This is a genomic window from Streptomyces prunicolor, assembly GCF_045162825.1.
Lineage (GTDB): Bacteria > Actinomycetota > Actinomycetes > Streptomycetales > Streptomycetaceae > Streptomyces > Streptomyces prunicolor.
In genome coordinates, this window is record NZ_CP108676.1 from 10,121,372 (window position 1) to 10,136,430 (window position 15,059).

Annotated in this window: 13 protein-coding genes and 2 pseudogenes; 6 read left to right on the top strand and 9 right to left on the bottom strand. The window is 70.3% G+C overall.

Features of this window, described 5'->3' with window-relative positions:
* Positions 1-352 precede the first annotated feature (352 nt).
* Positions 353-1,975 (top strand): RICIN domain-containing protein, encoded by a 1,623-nt coding sequence (locus OG588_RS45760; RefSeq protein WP_405952443.1) that lies wholly within the window; start codon positions 353-355, stop codon positions 1,973-1,975.
* Here OG588_RS45760 and OG588_RS45765 read toward each other — a convergent pair.
* From OG588_RS45765 to OG588_RS45785, 5 genes and pseudogenes are all read right to left on the bottom strand, one after another.
* Positions 1,968-2,336 (bottom strand): annotated as a pseudogene (locus OG588_RS45765) (NAD(P)-dependent oxidoreductase); the annotation flags it as partial. The gene OG588_RS45760 and the pseudogene OG588_RS45765 overlap by 8 nt on opposite strands.
* Positions 2,337-2,359: 23 nt before the next feature.
* Positions 2,360-3,055, bottom strand: a complete 696-nt coding sequence (locus tag OG588_RS45770) for an alpha/beta fold hydrolase (RefSeq protein WP_405952444.1) — start codon at positions 3,053-3,055, stop codon at positions 2,360-2,362.
* Positions 3,056-3,101: 46 nt separating this feature from the next.
* Positions 3,102-3,767, bottom strand: a complete 666-nt coding sequence (locus OG588_RS45775) for a cyclase family protein (protein WP_405952445.1) — start codon at positions 3,765-3,767, stop codon at positions 3,102-3,104.
* Positions 3,767-5,359, bottom strand: coding sequence for a purine-cytosine permease family protein (locus OG588_RS45780; RefSeq protein WP_405952446.1), 1,593 nt, complete (start codon positions 5,357-5,359; stop codon positions 3,767-3,769). Before OG588_RS45780 ends, OG588_RS45775 begins: the two co-directional genes overlap by 1 nt.
* A gap of 203 nt (positions 5,360-5,562) precedes the next feature.
* Positions 5,563-6,114: a hypothetical protein gene (locus OG588_RS45785; RefSeq protein WP_405952447.1), complete on the bottom strand. Its 552-nt coding sequence runs from the start codon at positions 6,112-6,114 to the stop codon at positions 5,563-5,565.
* Between the two features lie 359 nt (positions 6,115-6,473).
* On the opposite strand from OG588_RS45785, the gene OG588_RS45790 reads away from it, so the two are divergent.
* A complete protein-coding gene (locus OG588_RS45790) occupies positions 6,474-6,911 on the top strand; it encodes a protease inhibitor (RefSeq protein WP_033278852.1) in 438 nt (145 codons plus the stop codon).
* A gap of 136 nt (positions 6,912-7,047) precedes the next feature.
* On the opposite strand, the gene OG588_RS45795 is transcribed toward OG588_RS45790, so the two are convergent.
* Together OG588_RS45795 and OG588_RS45800 are read right to left on the bottom strand one after the other, a co-directional pair.
* Positions 7,048-7,428 carry an STAS domain-containing protein gene (locus OG588_RS45795; protein WP_405952448.1) on the bottom strand — a complete coding sequence of 127 codons (381 nt, stop codon included), beginning with the start codon at positions 7,426-7,428 and terminating at the stop codon, positions 7,048-7,050.
* A 220-nt stretch (positions 7,429-7,648) separates the two neighbouring features.
* Positions 7,649-9,151 carry an MFS transporter gene (locus tag OG588_RS45800; protein WP_405952449.1) on the bottom strand — a complete coding sequence of 501 codons (1,503 nt, stop codon included), beginning with the start codon at positions 9,149-9,151 and terminating at the stop codon, positions 7,649-7,651.
* Between the two features lie 123 nt (positions 9,152-9,274).
* On the opposite strand from OG588_RS45800, the gene OG588_RS45805 reads away from it, so the two are divergent.
* Positions 9,275-10,117: an alpha/beta fold hydrolase gene (locus OG588_RS45805; protein ID WP_405952450.1), complete on the top strand. Its 843-nt coding sequence runs from the start codon at positions 9,275-9,277 to the stop codon at positions 10,115-10,117.
* Here the strand turns inward: OG588_RS45805 and OG588_RS45810 are convergent.
* Positions 10,111-10,764, bottom strand: coding sequence for a TetR/AcrR family transcriptional regulator (locus OG588_RS45810; protein ID WP_405952451.1), 654 nt, complete (start codon positions 10,762-10,764; stop codon positions 10,111-10,113). The genes OG588_RS45805 and OG588_RS45810 overlap by 7 nt on opposite strands.
* A 67-nt stretch (positions 10,765-10,831) precedes the next feature.
* Here OG588_RS45810 and OG588_RS45815 point away from each other — a divergent pair, with 67 nt between their 5' ends.
* The 3 genes and pseudogenes from OG588_RS45815 (at position 10,832) to OG588_RS45825 (ending at position 12,220) form a co-directional block, all read left to right on the top strand.
* Positions 10,832-11,269 (top strand): VOC family protein, encoded by a 438-nt coding sequence (locus OG588_RS45815; RefSeq protein ID WP_405952452.1) that lies wholly within the window; start codon positions 10,832-10,834, stop codon positions 11,267-11,269.
* 72 nt (positions 11,270-11,341) lie between these two features.
* A pseudogene (locus tag OG588_RS45820) lies at positions 11,342-11,680 on the top strand (ArsR/SmtB family transcription factor); the annotation flags it as partial.
* A 12-nt stretch (positions 11,681-11,692) separates the two neighbouring features.
* Positions 11,693-12,220: an SRPBCC family protein gene (locus OG588_RS45825; RefSeq protein ID WP_405953383.1), complete on the top strand. Its 528-nt coding sequence runs from the start codon at positions 11,693-11,695 to the stop codon at positions 12,218-12,220.
* A gap of 22 nt (positions 12,221-12,242) precedes the next feature.
* On the opposite strand, the gene OG588_RS45830 is transcribed toward OG588_RS45825, so the two are convergent.
* On the bottom strand, positions 12,243-15,059 hold the full coding sequence (locus OG588_RS45830) for an NHLP bacteriocin export ABC transporter permease/ATPase subunit (RefSeq protein ID WP_405952453.1): 2,817 nt from the start codon (positions 15,057-15,059) through the stop codon (positions 12,243-12,245).

Here is a 15,059-nt window from a genome sequence, read left to right on the forward strand (position 1 = left end):
CCGCCGACCGAGGGCGGGAGGAGCAAGGTCGGCGGCCGTTTGGCGCGGGAGAGCCGCCGTCCAGCGCGTGGCCTCCGAGAAGGGCCGAACCCAGTGGACCGCGGTGAGCCGTGCGCCGGGAGCGTGCGTGAGGCACCGGCGTGTGCGCATGGTTCACACGGGGCGCATGGCAAATCGAAAGCCGGTGCAAGTGAACCGAGTTGTCACCGCATCTGACTTTCTTTCAATGAGATGGAAGTTACCCAAGTGCCTTGTTGGGTTGGGTGGGTTGTGCAAGGGTGAAACACCCGCGCGGGGGTAATGCCCGGGGCTCATTGACCTGTTGATGAACCGAATCCGAGGAATCCACTCCGTGTCCATCCCGCCTCCTCCTCGTCCTCCTTACCCGCCGCCGGACGGCGGAGCCCCCGAGGAATCCGACGAGACCCTGGCCGCCCGGCTGCGGGGCCGTCCGGAGGGCGAGGCCGCTCATTCCGTCGCGCTGCTCATGGCGCGGCACTGGCGGCCGGTCCAGGATTACGCGGGGATCTGTCTCGCCGCGGAGGGAACCGTGCCCGCCATGGCCGCCGCGGCCGCCTTCCATCGGGTGTTCGACCGTCTGACGTTCGGCGAAGACGGTGTGGCACTGCGGCCCCGGCTGCTGCTGACCGTGCGCGACACCCTCCGCGAGTGGACCGTGGAAGAGCGAATATCCAGTGTTCTGCCGGACCTGGAGAAACCCTCCGGGGGCCGCGCCATGCGGGCCGCGAAGTCCATGACCTCCGAAAATCGCAAGCTCGCCGAGCGGTCTTTCCAGACCCTTCCGCCGTTCGCCCAGTGTCTGCTGTGGCACACCGAGGTCGAGGCCGAGTCGATAACCGTCCCCGCGGCACTGCTCGGCATGGATACCGACAACGCGTCGGCCGCTCTCCAACAGGCGCACGAAAAATTCCGCGAAGGCTGTGTACGCGCCCACCGGGAACTCGCGCCGACCCCGGACTGCCGCTTCTACAACCGTCTCCTCGACGTCCCGATTCGGCGCGGCGGCGCACTGCTGCCGGATGTCCAGCAGCATCTCGACCAGTGCCGCTACTGCCGTTTCGCCGCCGAACAACTCAGCTATTTCGAAGGCGGGTTGGGAGTCCTTCTCGCCGAGGCGGTACTCGGCTGGGGAGCCCGCCCCTACCTCGCGTCACGACCCGGCCGCGGCCGACCCGACACCCGGACCAGGGCCGCCTCCCGGCACGGCGGACACACCGGTGGCGGCACGGGGCGGCACCGGCTGCTGTCCCGGATCCCCGCACCCGGCCGCCGTGTCGTCGACGCGGCCCGGTCGCCCAGGTCGCTGTTCGTCGGCGTCGGACTGGTCGGCGCGGGCGTCGTCGCGATCGCGCTCGCCGTCGGCCTGTGGCCGGACCACGACGGCAGCGCCGGTCCGGTCGCCTCCAGCACCGCCCGCACCGGCTCCGGACCCGTGTCATCATCGGCACCCGGCACGGCCCGGCTCCCCGCCGCACCCCAGCGCACGAGACTGCGCAACGCCGCAGCCGACCTGTGCCTCGACATCCAGGGCACCGCGAAGGCCGGCGCCGGCACCAGCCTGGCCGCCTGCTCCTCGGCACAGACCCAGGAGTGGTCGTACGACACCGACGGGCTGCTGCGCAGTGTGGCGAGCCCCGGGCTGTGCCTCGACTCGCACGCGGACGCCGGTGTCGTCGTCCTCGGCACGTGTGCCGACGCGAAGGCCAAGCGCGGCAACGATGTTCGCTACGACCTCACCGTGCAGGGCGAGTTACTGCCCCGCTGGAACTCGCAGCTCGCGCTCACCTCCACCAGCGAGGACCCGGGCGCCGACATCGTCCTCAAGGTCCGCGACGGCTCCACCGCGCAGCGCTGGCTGACCGACTCGGTGACGGCCAGCCCCGGTTCGCTGTCGATCACCGGCACGGGAGCCCCGTCACCGCGCCCCGCGAAGATCGCGGACCGGCTCAACTGAACACATCGCCGGGCGACTTGCCGGTCAGGTAACCGGCGGCGTTCTGTACGGCGGCCAGCGCGATCCGGAGCACCGTCTCCCGGGTCACGCCGCCGACATGCGGCGAGAGCACCACGTTCGGGGCCTTGAGCAACCGCAGTGCCGGGGTGGGCGGTTCGGGGTCGAAGACGTCCAGTCCGGCACCCGCGAGGGCTCCGGCTTCGAGCGCGTCCGCGAGGGCGTCCTGGTCGATCAGGGCGCCCTGCGCGGTGTTGATCACGAACGCGGTCGGCTTGAGCAGCGCGAACCGCTCCGCGTCCAGGAGATGCCGGGTCTCGGCGGTGAGCGGCGCGTGCAGGGTGACGTAGTCGGAGAGGGGGAGGCAGGCGGGGGTCCGCGCGTGCGTCAGGACCGGGTGATCGACTCGGCGAGTATCCGGGCCAGTTCGCGGGGCTGGGAGAACATCGGCCAGTGGCCCGTGTCCATCCGGACCAGCTCCCAGTGCCCGCTCGCGACCAGTTCGTCCGCCGGGGTCGGCAACTCGTCACCGTCGAGCAGGCACTTGACGTAGGTGGCCGGGAGGTCGGCCAACGGATGCTCCAGGACTGCCGGTTCGGTGAGCGTTGCACCCGGGTGCGGGGTCCCTTCGGTGACCATGCGGGCGATCTGCTCGTCCGTGAGGTCCTGGTCGGCGTAGTCGGCCGGTCCTGACATCGGCCAGTAGCCGCCGTTCTCGGCGAGCGCCTTCCTGATGTGGTCGCTCGGGAAGCTGTCGAGGAACGACTCCCCGTCGACCGGCACGTTCGAGTCGACGAAAACCACCCGGGACAGCCGGTCACCTATCCGCTGAGCCGCCTGACCGATGGGGATACCGGAGTAGCTGTGCCCGACGAGGACGACCTCCCGCAGATCGAGGCGCTCGACCTCGTCGACGATGTCCCGCACATGAGTCTGCTGCCCGGCCGGAATCCCCTGCTTCTCCGCGAGCCCCGACAGGGAAAGTGCATACGCCTCGTGCCCACCCTGGCGCAGCTCGGCCACCACTTCGTCCCACGCCCACGCACCGAGCCGCGCCCCTGCCACCATCACGTATCGAGTCATGATCCCAACTTAACCGCCGGGTCTGACAACGACCTTCCCGGAACGATCAGAACGCCCGCGCCACGGCTCGTACCGGCGCCCCGTCCGCCCCTGGCAGCCGCAGTGGGAACAGGAACAACTCCACGTTCGGGAGCCCCACCACCTGATCGAGCCCCGTGAGGTTCTCGGCGATCACCCCGCCCGCGCCGCACAGCACCCGGTGCGCGGGCAGCCCCAAGTCGGCTGTCACATCGCCGGGTTCGGGCGTCGGATCGACACTCAGCGCGTCGACCGCGACCGTACGGACGCCCGCCGCGACGAGGGCCTCCGCAGCCTCCGGGGTGAGCCATGGGTGGGCGAGGTAGTGGTGGGTGCCCCAGTACGCCGACCAGCCCGTGGCGAGCAGAACGAGGGAGCCCGGCCTCAACTGCCGCAGCGCGGGCGCCAGTAGGTCCGGCGTGATCGGCGCCCGGTCCGGCAGCCCCCGTACGTCCGCCACCACCGCGTGCCCGGCGAAGCGCTCCAGGGGCAGTTCGTCGAGGCGGGGCCACGCGTCGTCCACGTGGTACGGCGCGTCGACATGCGTGCCCGACTGTGAACCCATGTGCAGCTGAAGGACGTTGACACCGTCCCGGGGTGCGCGCAACGCGGGGGAGACCTCGACGGCCGGGTCACCGGGATACACGGGCATCCCGGTGACGATGGGCACCGACAGGTCGATCCAGGTCGGCATCAGCTGCTCGCGACGGCCGGCGCGGGTGCCGCGGCCTCCGCTCCGGGGCCGGTGATCGGCGGCACCGGGACCTCGACCGTACGGGCCAGCCGCGCGCCCTCCGGCCCGTACGCGTCCCGGGGTTCGGGGAACAGCCGGAGCAGGCTCAGGAAGAGCACGGCGGCCACGGCCAGCGACAGCGGCAGGCTGATGTCGACGCCGTTGGCCAGGTCGCCGAGCGGGCCGACGAACTGCCCCGGGATGTTCGTGAACAGCACACCGACCACGGCGGCCACCCACCAGGCGGTCATGCCGCGCCAGTTCCAGCCGTGCGCGAACCAGTAACGCCCGCCGCGCTGACGGCGGTTGAAGACCTGGAGCGCGTCCGGGTCGTACCAGCCGCGCCGGGTGTAGAAGCCCAGCATCATCACGACCATCCACGGTGTCGTACAGGTGATGATCATCGTGGCGAAGGTGGAGATCGACTGGACGAGGTCGAAGCCGAACCGACCGATGAAGATGAACGAGATCGACAGCACACCGACCAGGAACGTCGCCTGCACCCGCGACAGCCGCGGGAACACCGACGAGAAGTCGAGCCCGGTGCCGTAGAGCGAGGTCGTGCCTGTCGACATGCCGCCGATCAGGGCCAGCAGACAGACCGGCAGGAAGAACCAGCTCGGTGAGATCGCGAGGAGTCCGCCCACGAAGTTCGGGGCGGCCGGGTCGACGTACTTGGGGGCCTTCGTGGCGATGATGCTCGCGGTCGCCAGGCCGAAGACGAACGGCAGGAGGGTCGCGATCTGGGAGAGGAACGCGGCGCCGATCACCTTGCGTCGCGGGGTGTTCGCCGGGATGTAGCGGGACCAGTCGCCGAGGAACGCGCCGAAGGAGACCGGGTTCGAGAGCACGATCAGGGCCGCGCCGATGAACGACGGCCAGAACAGCGACTGGGTCGCCGCGTCCGCCGAGGACGTGAAGACACCGGCGTACGACGGGTCGAAGTCACCGGCGAAGGCGATCGCGCCGAGCAGGAACAGGACCGTCGCGGACAGCACGGCGATCTTGTTGACGAACAGCATGAACCGGAAGCCGTAGACGCAGACCGCGAGGACCAGGACCGCGAACAGCGCGTACGCGACGACGTAGGAGAGCGTGCTCTGCTCCAGGCCGAACAGGCGGTGCGCGCCGCCGACCAGGGCGTCGCCGGAGCTCCACACCGAGATGGAGAAGAACGCGACCGCCGTGAGGAGGGACAGGAACGAGCCGACGACCCGGCCGTGCACGCCCAGGTGCGCGGAGGAGGCGACCGCGTTGTTCGTGCCGTTGACCGGGCCGAACACCGCCATCGGGCACAGGATCAGCGCGCCGACGACGACGCCCAGGAGCGTGGCCGCGAGGCCCTGCCAGAAGGAGAGGCCGAACAGGATCGGGAAGGCGCCCAGCACGCAGGTGGAGAAGGTGTTGGCGCCGCCGAACGCGACCCGGAACAGGTCGAGCGGCGTGGCGGTGCGGTCCGCGTCGGGGATGCGCTCGACGCCGTAGGCCTCGACCTCGGTCAGGGACTGGCTCGGCGTGGCGGGGGAGGGGGCGGCAGCGGGCTGCGAGGACAAGGGGGCTCCAGCGGGGGACGGCGGTGGAGCGCGTTGTGGCGCGGTGGCGGAGTGGACGGCCGTTCACGCGCGCGGGGTGGGCGGGGTGAGCGGATGCCGTCCTCAGGGGGTCTGCCGACGTTATGGCCGGCCGCGACACCCGCACCAGAGGACGGTTCATCCATCTTCCGTGCCGTGGGTGGAGGAATCATCCACCGCTGTTCCTATGCGCTGTCGCCCGGGGCGTCCTCCGGTTCGGCGTCGGGGCCCTGGGCGCGGACCCGCTGGACGTGTTCCAGGGAGTCGCGCAGTTCGCTGAGCCAGTCGTCGGTGTGGCGCTGGACGAGGCGGACGCACCAGGCGAGCGCGTCGCTGCGGCTGCGGGCCACGCCGGCGGCGATCAGGGTGTCGAGGACCTGGCGCTCGGGCTGGCGCAGCCGGGTCATGACGGGTGCGGAGATGTGTGTGAACAGGGACCGCTCCCCGGCGCACTCCACACCCCACGAGACCTTCCTGCGGAACCGGTGCTCGGCCTCGCGGGCGAGGGCGATCCGGGTCTCCCGGGTGCGCTCGCGGAACTCCTGGACCCGGCCCTGGACGGCCGCCTCCCGCTCGGCGTCCGAGACGCCCTCGGCGAGCTTGGGCGCGGGGATGCGGCCGATCACGGTGACCTCCTCGCGGTCGACAGTGACCTCGACCAGCTCCTCGAACAGGTCGTCGGGCAGGCGGCCGGTGAACCAGCCGCGAAGCTTCTCCTGCTGCTCTGTCGTAATCATGTAATGACGATTACTCGCGAGCAGGGCGAACGCAAGGGGCTGCGGCGGAGTGCGCCGAGAGCTGAAGCGGAATGTTTCGGGACTGTTTCAGGACGATCGGCGAGCACGGGTAAACCGGCCATCCGGCCCGATTCGACGATCAAGAACCCCATGGTTACGGGGTTCGCGCGTTCGAATTCTGTGACTTCACGCCACTGATTCAATACGCAAGGTTACTGAAACCTGTGGGTGGGATGTGAGTTTCCGTGACGGACTCGGCAGAGTGGCGCCCGCCGGTCCAGCACCGACCGAGCGGGGCCGGCACCTCCTCGAACCGATCGTCTCGTGATCGGTTCGTACCGAGCGGAAGGATGCACACAATGCGGAACACCGCGCGCTGGGCAGCGACCCTGGGTCTGACGGCCACCGCCGTCTGCGGACCCCTGACCGGGTCGGCCCTCGCCGCCCACGGAGCCGGCCCGGCCGCGCTCTACGCCCCCTCGGCCCTGGTGCTCACCATGGGCCACGGCGACGACGCCGCCCTCGCCACACCGGAACGCGCGGTGACCCTCACCTGCGCGCCCACCTCCTCCGGCACCCACCCGGCCGCCGCCGAGGCCTGCGCCGAACTGCGCGGCGTCGGGGGCGACTTCGACGCCCTCACGGCGCGGGACGACGTGCTCTGCAACAAGCTCTACCGCCCCGTCGTCGTCACCATCGACGGTGTCTGGCAGGGCAGACGCGTCTCCTACGAGCGCGTCTTCTCCAACGAGTGCGTGAAGGACTCCTACGGATACGGAGGCGTCTTCACGTTCTGAGAGACCGGGACCGCACGGTCTCCGTGAGCACCAGGGAGGGTCCGTAGCTGGGGAGTGCGTGCCCCTGTCGCGGAGTACTGCGGTCCCGCATCCAGGGGCCGGCCGGGCGATGTGGGGTCGCCCGTGCCGGCCCCTGTCATCGTTCCGGCTGCTCGTTCTGCGAAGGCAGCACACGCAGCGGCGGAAAACGGCCGAGCAACCCCGAGGCGCGCAACAGCCGGTCGATGCGCGGCCCGTCGGAGACGATCCGCAGCCGCCCGCCGCGTTCCCTGGCCCGCCGCTCGGCCCGGCACAGCACCCGCAGCCCCGAGCAGTCGAAGAACTCGACGGGCCGCAGATCCACCAGCACGTCCGGCTCCGCGACCGCCGTCGCGGCGTCCAGGTGTTCTACGACGAGGCCGGCCGTCGCCATGTCGATCTCGCCCGAGACCTCGACCACCGTGAAGGGGCCCCTGGACCGCGTACGGGCACAGGAGTTCGCCGCGGGACTGTCGCGTTCGTCCGCTTCCGCTGTCATGGCCGCTCCACCTCGGCACGGGGCGCATTCGGTCTCGGTAGTTACCCCGGAGGAGCCCCGAGCATCCCCGACACGCCGTCCGCAAGATCTGGTTCACTCGACATGGTGAACTTCGGTCGGAAAGGTTGACTTTCTGTCAGTAGGGCAGCGAAGAGGGGCCGCCGTCTCCCTGCGGACGGCGGCCCCTCGGTCTGTGCGGCTCAGGCTCGGGCGGAGCCGATCACATGTGGACGACCGGTGCGGCGTCCGCCTCCTGCTGCGGAACCCCGCGACGGTAGAGCGCCAGCGCGATCAGCGTGCCCGCGGCGAAGAAGCCCGCCGACCACCAGAACGCGGTGGTGTAGCTCTCGATCGTCGCCTGCGCCTGGACCAGCTTGCTGGACGCGTCCTTCCCGGCCAGGTAGTCGGTCGCGGCGCTCGCGGCCAGCGTGTTGAGCAGCGCCGTACCGATCGAACCGCCCACCTGCTGCATGGCGTTGACCGTCGCCGAGGCGACACCCGCGTCCTCGGCGGCCACTCCACCCGTGGCGAGCTGCATCGCGGGCGGCATCACCATGCCGAGGCCGGCGCCGATCACGATCAGCTGCGGCAGGACATGGGTCGCGTAGGACGAGCTGGTCCCGATGTCGGTCAGCCAGGCCATGCCGACCATGGCGATGGCGAAGCCCAGCGGAATGACGACCTTCGGGCCGAGCCGCGGCACGAGCATCGTGGTGCCGATCTGCGCCATGACCATCAGGGCGCCGATCATCGGCAGGAACGCGACACCGGTCTTGGTGGGGCTGAAGCCGAGGTTCAGCTGGAGGTAGTAGGTGAGGAAGAGGAACACACCGAACATGCCCGCACCGGTGATGAGCACGGCGAGGAACGAGGCGCCCCGGTTGCGGTCGAGCAGGATGCGCAGCGGCAGCAGCGGGTGCGCGGCGCGGTTCTGCCACCAGGCGAAGGCGGCGAGCAGCAGGCCGCCCGCGATCAGGAAGCCCCAGGTCTGCGGTGAACTCCAGTCGTGCGTCTCGGCGTTGGAGAAGCCGTAGACGACGGAGAACAGACCACCGGCGACCAGCACCGTGCCCGGCACGTCCAGCTTGGAGCCGGCGGCGTCGCGGTGGTTGCTGAGCAGGACCCAGCCGCCCGCGAAGGCGACGAAGGCGATGGCCACGTTCACGTAGAGCGTCCAGCGCCAGTCGAAGGCGTCGGTCAGCACACCGCCGAGCAACAGGCCCACCGCGCCACCGGCACCGGCGATGGCCCCGTAGACACTGAAGGCCCGGGCGCGCTCGCGGGCGTCGGTGAACGTCGTGTTGAGCAGGGAGAGCGCGGCCGGCGCGAGCAGCGCGCCCGCGACACCCTGGAGGGCGCGTGCGGTGACCAGCATGTCGAAGCTGGTGGCGGCGCCGCCGAGTGCGGAAGCGGCGGCGAATCCGACGACACCGGCGAGGAAGGCGGTCTTACGGCCGAACAGGTCGGCGATGCGGCCGCCGAGCAGCAGCAGGGAGGCGAACGCCAGGGCGTACGCGGTGACGATCCACTGCCGGTTGCCGTCGGAGAAGCCGAGGTCCTTCTGGGCCGACGGCAGGGCGATGTTCACGATGGTGGCGTCGAGGACCACCATCAACTGCGCGACGGCGACGATCGCGAGGATCCACCACCGCTTGGAGGAGGCCGCGGACTGCGCCTCCCCGGCACCCGACCGGGTGTCTTCGGTCAATGTCTTCTGGGACATCGGGAACCACTCCAGGGAAGTCGTTCGGGGTTTACCAAAACGTAAACGAAACGGTTTCGTACACATGGAGACTAGAGCACTTTCAGCGAAACGGCAACGTTTCGCTGAGGGCGGGGAGCAGGTATGCGCAGTGGCGTCTTCGAGGTCGATGGAGCCGGGCTGTACTACGAGGTGCGCGGCACCGGCCCGGCACTGTTGATGATCAGCGGGGCCGGGGGAGACGCCGGCTACTACGACGGCGTCGCCGAGACCCTTTCCTACGCATTCATGGTGATCTCGTACGACCGACGCGGCAACTCGCGGAGTTCCGGCAGGTCACGGGCGCCGATGGAACTCGCCGTGCAGGCCGCCGACGCCCGCGCGCTCATCGACGGCCTGGCGGGCGGCCGGGCGCTGGTCTTCGGCAACAGTGGCGGAGCGATCATCGGCCTCACGCTGGTCGCACTGCACCCGGAGGCGATGGCGGGCCTCATCGCCCATGAGCCGCCCGCCGTGCATGTCCTGCCCGACGGTGACCCCGGGCGCGGCTTCTTCGCCGAACTGGCCGCACTCTACGAGCAGGGAGGGGCACCCGCGGCCGGCCGCCGGTTCGCGGAGACGACCCGCGGCGAGGGGACGTACCGCTGGCCCGCCGACCTCTGGAAGCGGTTCCTCGGCAACCAGGACCACCTCTTCGGCACGGAGTGGCCCGGCTTCGCCGGCTTCCGGCCCGACGAGACCGCGCTCAAGTCGGCCCCGTTTCCCGTGGTGTTGGGCGCGGGCGCGGAGGACCGCGGCACGTACTACGCCCGGCCGTCGATCGAGATCGCCCGGCGGATCGGCGTACCGTGGCTCGAATTCCCCGGCATCCACATGGAGTTCCTGCGCGACCCGGACCGATTCGCGGCTGCGGTACGGGTGTTGGCGACCCAGATGCACAGCCGCGACGGTGACGTCCCAGCGCTCTGGCAGGGCACCGCTCAGTGAGAACCGAGCAGCTCCGCGACCAACACGCGCCGCAGCCACACCCGATAGGCGTCCCGCGTCCAGCCCCGGTGCCTGCGCAGGAGTTGATGCATGTGCGGTGAGGCGAGGGCGAAGAGCATGTCGGCGGCGGTGCGCGCGTCGAGACCCGGGCGAAGGGCTCCGCGCTCCTCAAGTGCCGTGGTCAGGGCCAGATGCACGCCGTACGTCGCCTCGGCACCGGCGTCCGCCGACGCCCGCATGTCCGGGTCGGCGCCCGCCGCCTCGACGGTCACCATGATCAGGTCACCGGCGCGCTCCAGCAGGTCGGTCATCTGGTCGACGGCACGGCCGATCGCGCGCTCGGGGTCGGGCTCGTCCCGGATCGCCAGGGTCTCGGGGCGCTCCGGGACGGCGACCGGCTCCTCGTCGCCGGCGATCGTGACGCCCAGGGTGTGCCCGAACAGCGCGGCCTTGGTGGGGAACGCGTCGTACAGCGTGCGCTCGCCGACACCGGCCAGCGCCGCCACCTCCTTCATCCGCGTGCCCGTGTATCCGTTCTCCGTGAAGAGGCGGGCGGCTGCTTCCCGGATGCGGGCGCGGGTCGTCGCCGCCGCCTCGGCGCGCTTGGCCGAGCGATAGGACCTCTTCTGGTTGACGGGTTCGGGCATGGGGAGGAGTCTAGAAGAAAATCGGCGCAGTCGTACTGCGGCGAAATGAGCGAGGAGCGTGAGAGCCATGCCGGAGCTCGCCGGAATCCACCACGTGAAGATGCCCGTCACCGACCTCGACCGCTCGCGCGACTGGTACGGCCGCGTGCTCGGCTTCAAGGTCACGTACGAGTTCCAGGACGCGGACGGAGTCGTGCGCGGGGTGGCGGGAGAGGTCCCGGGGCTCGGCGACTCGATGCTCTGCCTGCGCGTCAACTCCCAGGCCGCGCAAGGCTGTCAGGGCTTCGACCCGGTCAGCTTCGCGGTCCGGGACCGGACCGACGTGGAGGCGTGGGCCGCCCACCTCGACACCCTCGGCATCCCGCACTCGCCGGTGATCGAGGCCTCGATCGGCTGGCTGCTGGTGTTCAACGACCCGGACGGCCTCGATCTGCATCTGTACAGCTGGGCGGCGCACGGGGTGGATCACGGGGATGTCGCGGGGTACGGCCGCCCGGTCGCCTGAGGGAGCGTGCGCTCCGGGTCCCGGGTGCTGCATTCCTTGACGGGAATATAACTGGCGCGGCATATTGAGGTCATGCCCGACGCCTCGCTCTGGACCGCCCTCGCCGATCCCCACCGGCGGGCCATCGTCGGCCTGCTCCTGGAGCGGCCCCGGCCCGTCGGCGAGATCGTGGAGGCATGCGGTCTGAGCCAGCCCAGCACGTCGAAGCATCTACGGGTGCTGCGGGACGCGGGCCTGGTCCGGGTACGGCAGGACGCGCAGCGCCGTGTCTACGCCCTCGACCCGGCCCCGCTCGCCGAGCTCGACGCCTGGCTCGCCCCCTACCGCGAGCTGTGGAATCGCAGTCTCGATGCGCTGGGCCGCCGCCTCGACGAGACGTCGGAGGACGACACCCCGCACCCCACCCCGAAGGACTGGTCCGCCATGTCCGTCGATCTCACCGGCACGTATCTGACGCTGGACGACGGCCGCCCCGCCGTCCGTTTCAGCCGCACCTACGACCAACCCCTCGACCGCGTATGGCAGTTCGTGACCGACCCCGACGAACTCGCCCGATGGTTCCCGTCACGCGCCGAGTTCGACCTGCGCCCCGGCGGCACGGTCACCTTCAGCGGCGATCCCAACATGCCCGAGTCGACCGGCCGGGTCATTGCCGTCGACGCGCCCCGGCACCTGTCCTTCGCATGGGGCGGCGACGAACTGCACTTCGACCTGGAGGAGATCGAGGAGAAGCGCACCCGCTTCACGCTCACGAACGTTCTCGGCGCAGAGAACACCGCGTCCCGCAACGGCGCCGGCTGGGAGGTCTGCCTGGCCGCGCTGGACGCGAAGGCTCGCGGTGAGGCCGTCGAGGGACCGCACACCGGTGCGGGTGTGCCCTGGAAGGCGTTCTACGACGGCTACTTGGCGGCCGGGGTGCCCTCCGGCGCGGTCGTGCCGGGCCTGGACTGACGTACCCGGCCCAGTCGACCCGTCACGCCATCTGTCGCCGTACCAGTTCGTGCAGCCGCCCGCCCGTGTCCGCCAACAGCTGTGCGGGCGGCCCCTGTTGGGCGACCTTGCCGTCCTCCATGACGATGACACGGTCCGCATCGAGCACGGTCGACAAGCGGTGCGCGATGACGATCCGGGTGGCGTTGAGCGCCTTGGTGCTCTCGATCACCGTGCGCTGGGTCTCGTTGTCCAGGGCGCTGGTCGCCTCGTCGAAGAAGAGGATGCGCGGTCGGCGGATCAACGCCTGCGCGATCATGAGGCGTTGACGCTGGCCGCCGGACACCGCGCCGCTGCCGGAGACAATGGTGTGCAGGCCCATCGGCATCCGCTTGATGTCCTCGGCGAGCCCAGCCATCTCGGCCGCCGCCATCGCCTCCTCCGGCGTGAACGGCTCGGTGCCGCAGATGACGTCCAGGATGGAACCGGTGAACGGCTGCGCGTGCTGGAGCACCACCCCGCACTGCCGTCGTACCGCCGACTGGTCGAGGGCGCCGAGGTCCTGGCCGTCGTAGAGGACGCTGCCGGAGACCGGTTTGTCGAAGCCGATGAGGAGGCGCAGCAGGGTGGACTTGCCGCAGCCGCTGGGGCCGACGATCGCCACGAACTCGCCCGCGCGGACACCGAACGACACGTCGTCGAGGACGAGGGGGCCGTCGTCGGCGTAGCGGAAGGAGACCCGGCGGGCCTCGATCGCGCCGGACAGCCGGCCGGGGCGGGTGCTCGCGGTGCGGACCTCCGGGGCCGCGTCCAGGACCGGCCTGATCTCCTCGAAGAGGGGGAGTGCGGACACGGCGGAGACGAAGGCGCCGGTCAGGCTGGTCACGGAGGTCAGCAGCATCGTCACCGAGGTGTTGAAGCTGAGGAAGGAGGCCGCCGACATCGAGCCGCGCGCCGGGCCCGCGAGGATCATGAACATCAACAGGGTGCAGACCGGCAGATACACCGCGCCCATCACCGTGGTGAGGTTCTTGATCCGGCCGACCTTCTGCTGCAACTCACGGCTGTGCGCGAACTCGGCCGCCCAGGCCGCGTAGGCGTAGTTCTCGGCCGCCGCCACTCTCAACTTCGGTAGCCCGCGCAGAGTTTGGAACGCCTGGTTGTTCAGCTTGTTGCTGAGCACGACCAGCTTGCGCTGCCAGCGCACCTGCCACAGGCCGAGGCTCAGGAACACGGCCGCGATCACCACGAGCATGCCGATCGCCGCGAGCGCCATCGAGGGGCTGTACCAGAACAGCAGCCCCAGGTTCATCGCGCCGACCGTCACCGACTGGGCGACGACCGGGCCAACTCCCGCCAGCAGACGGCGGATCGAGCTGATGCCCATCGCCGCGCTCGCCAACTCGCCCGTCGAGCGTTCGGTGAAGAACTTCGTCGGCAGCCTCAACAGCCGGTCCCAGACCGCTGGTTGGAGGGTGGCCTCGATCCGGCCCTCCAGGCGGAGGATGGTGAGGTTCTCCAGCAGCATGAAGGCCGCGGCCACCACGCTGGTGATCATCACGGCCAGACAGACCTGGACGATCAGGTTCGTCTGCGCCTTCGGCACGAACTCGCCCAGCACCTTGCCCGTCGCGATCGGCACCAACGCCCCGATGGCGACCGTCACCAGCCCGCTGATGAGGAGGTTCGTCAGGTCGCTGCCCGTGCCCTGCATGCTGAAGCGCAACAGCCTGAACGGACTCAGACGTCGCTCGGGCAGCGGGCGGTAGAACATCACCGCGCGCGGCTCGAACTCCTCCGCGTTCGCCTTCTCGATCGGTGTCTCGCGGCCGGTCGCCGGATGGACGGCGACGTAGCCGCCGCGCCGCCAGAGCAGTGCGACCGGCGCCCCGGACAGCGCCCGATGGCCCACCAACGGGCCGACATTGTCACGCCACCAGCGCCCGTAGAGCCGTACGGCACGCACCCGGACCCGTGAAGCGAGGGCTATTCGCTCGACCGGGTCGAGGCGGTCGCTCTCGCTGCCGCTCTGGGAGGGTTCGGCGAGGGTGATCCCCGCCGCCTCGGCGACCACCTTGCAGGCCGCGTACGACGCGTCGGCGTCGGCGGCCGTCGACCGCCGGGCCGAGGACTTGCCGATCGACGCCAGCAGCGTCCGGTCGGCCTGCGCGCGCACGGCCTCACCGGCCTTGATCCCGGCGGCTGTTCGGGTCTCGTGGGTGCGCTCCAGCTGCTCGATCCACTTGTCCAGCGTGGACAGCAGCCGGTACTGCTGGTCGACCATGCCCTGCCAGACACCCGGGTCCATCAGCAGATCGGCCGCCGCCTCCGCGCCGTACATCGAGCCGTACTGCACGCTGCCCGGCGGGACTTGCATCCAGAAGACGTCGTCGTCGGTGAGCACGGCGGCCCGTTCGGAGGCCATCGGCGCCTGGAAGAGGATGGAGAGTCCGCGGCCGACGCCGAGGGCGAGGGCGTATTCGAGCGGACTCGAAGTCGGCGGCACGTACTGGGGGTTGCCGTACTCGTCGTACGACCAGGTCTGGGTGTCCGCGGCCTGGTACAGCTCGCGCAGGTTGATGCGGTGCACCACGCAGTCCCGCAACGGACGTGCCACCAGCGTGTGTTGGGGCCCGGTGACCGGGCCGAGCAGCAGCGAGCCCGCCTCCAGCCGGCCGAGGTGGTGCCAGTGGCCCTGCTGCACGGCGTCCACCGCGAACAGGTCGATGGCGCCCGACGCGACCAGCCACAGCACCTGCGGGCCTTCGAGGTCGAGGCGGTTGGATCCGGCGCAGTCGATCGGCGTGCCCAGGTTTCCCAGCGCGCCGAGCACCAGGTCGCCCTCGTGGACGGACGTCAT

What these genes read in the sequence shown, in the direction of transcription:
- OG588_RS45825 (WP_405953383.1), top strand. Translation starts at nt 11,693, where the DNA reads ATGTCCGTCGATCTCACCGGCACGTATCTGACGCTGGACGACGGCCGC.
- OG588_RS45810 (WP_405952451.1), bottom strand. Translation starts at nt 10,764, where the DNA reads ATGCCCGAACCCGTCAACCAGAAGAGGTCCTATCGCTCGGCCAAGCGC.
- OG588_RS45790 (WP_033278852.1), top strand. Translation starts at nt 6,474, where the DNA reads ATGCGGAACACCGCGCGCTGGGCAGCGACCCTGGGTCTGACGGCCACC.
- OG588_RS45815 (WP_405952452.1), top strand. Translation starts at nt 10,832, where the DNA reads ATGCCGGAGCTCGCCGGAATCCACCACGTGAAGATGCCCGTCACCGAC.
- OG588_RS45800 (WP_405952449.1), bottom strand. Translation starts at nt 9,151, where the DNA reads ATGTCCCAGAAGACATTGACCGAAGACACCCGGTCGGGTGCCGGGGAG.
- OG588_RS45795 (WP_405952448.1), bottom strand. Translation starts at nt 7,428, where the DNA reads ATGACAGCGGAAGCGGACGAACGCGACAGTCCCGCGGCGAACTCCTGT.
- OG588_RS45805 (WP_405952450.1), top strand. Translation starts at nt 9,275, where the DNA reads ATGCGCAGTGGCGTCTTCGAGGTCGATGGAGCCGGGCTGTACTACGAG.
- OG588_RS45830 (WP_405952453.1), bottom strand. Translation starts at nt 15,059, where the DNA reads ATGACGTCCGTCCACGAGGGCGACCTGGTGCTCGGCGCGCTGGGAAAC.
- OG588_RS45770 (WP_405952444.1), bottom strand. Translation starts at nt 3,055, where the DNA reads ATGACTCGATACGTGATGGTGGCAGGGGCGCGGCTCGGTGCGTGGGCG.
- OG588_RS45785 (WP_405952447.1), bottom strand. Translation starts at nt 6,114, where the DNA reads ATGATTACGACAGAGCAGCAGGAGAAGCTTCGCGGCTGGTTCACCGGC.
- OG588_RS45775 (WP_405952445.1), bottom strand. Translation starts at nt 3,767, where the DNA reads ATGCCGACCTGGATCGACCTGTCGGTGCCCATCGTCACCGGGATGCCC.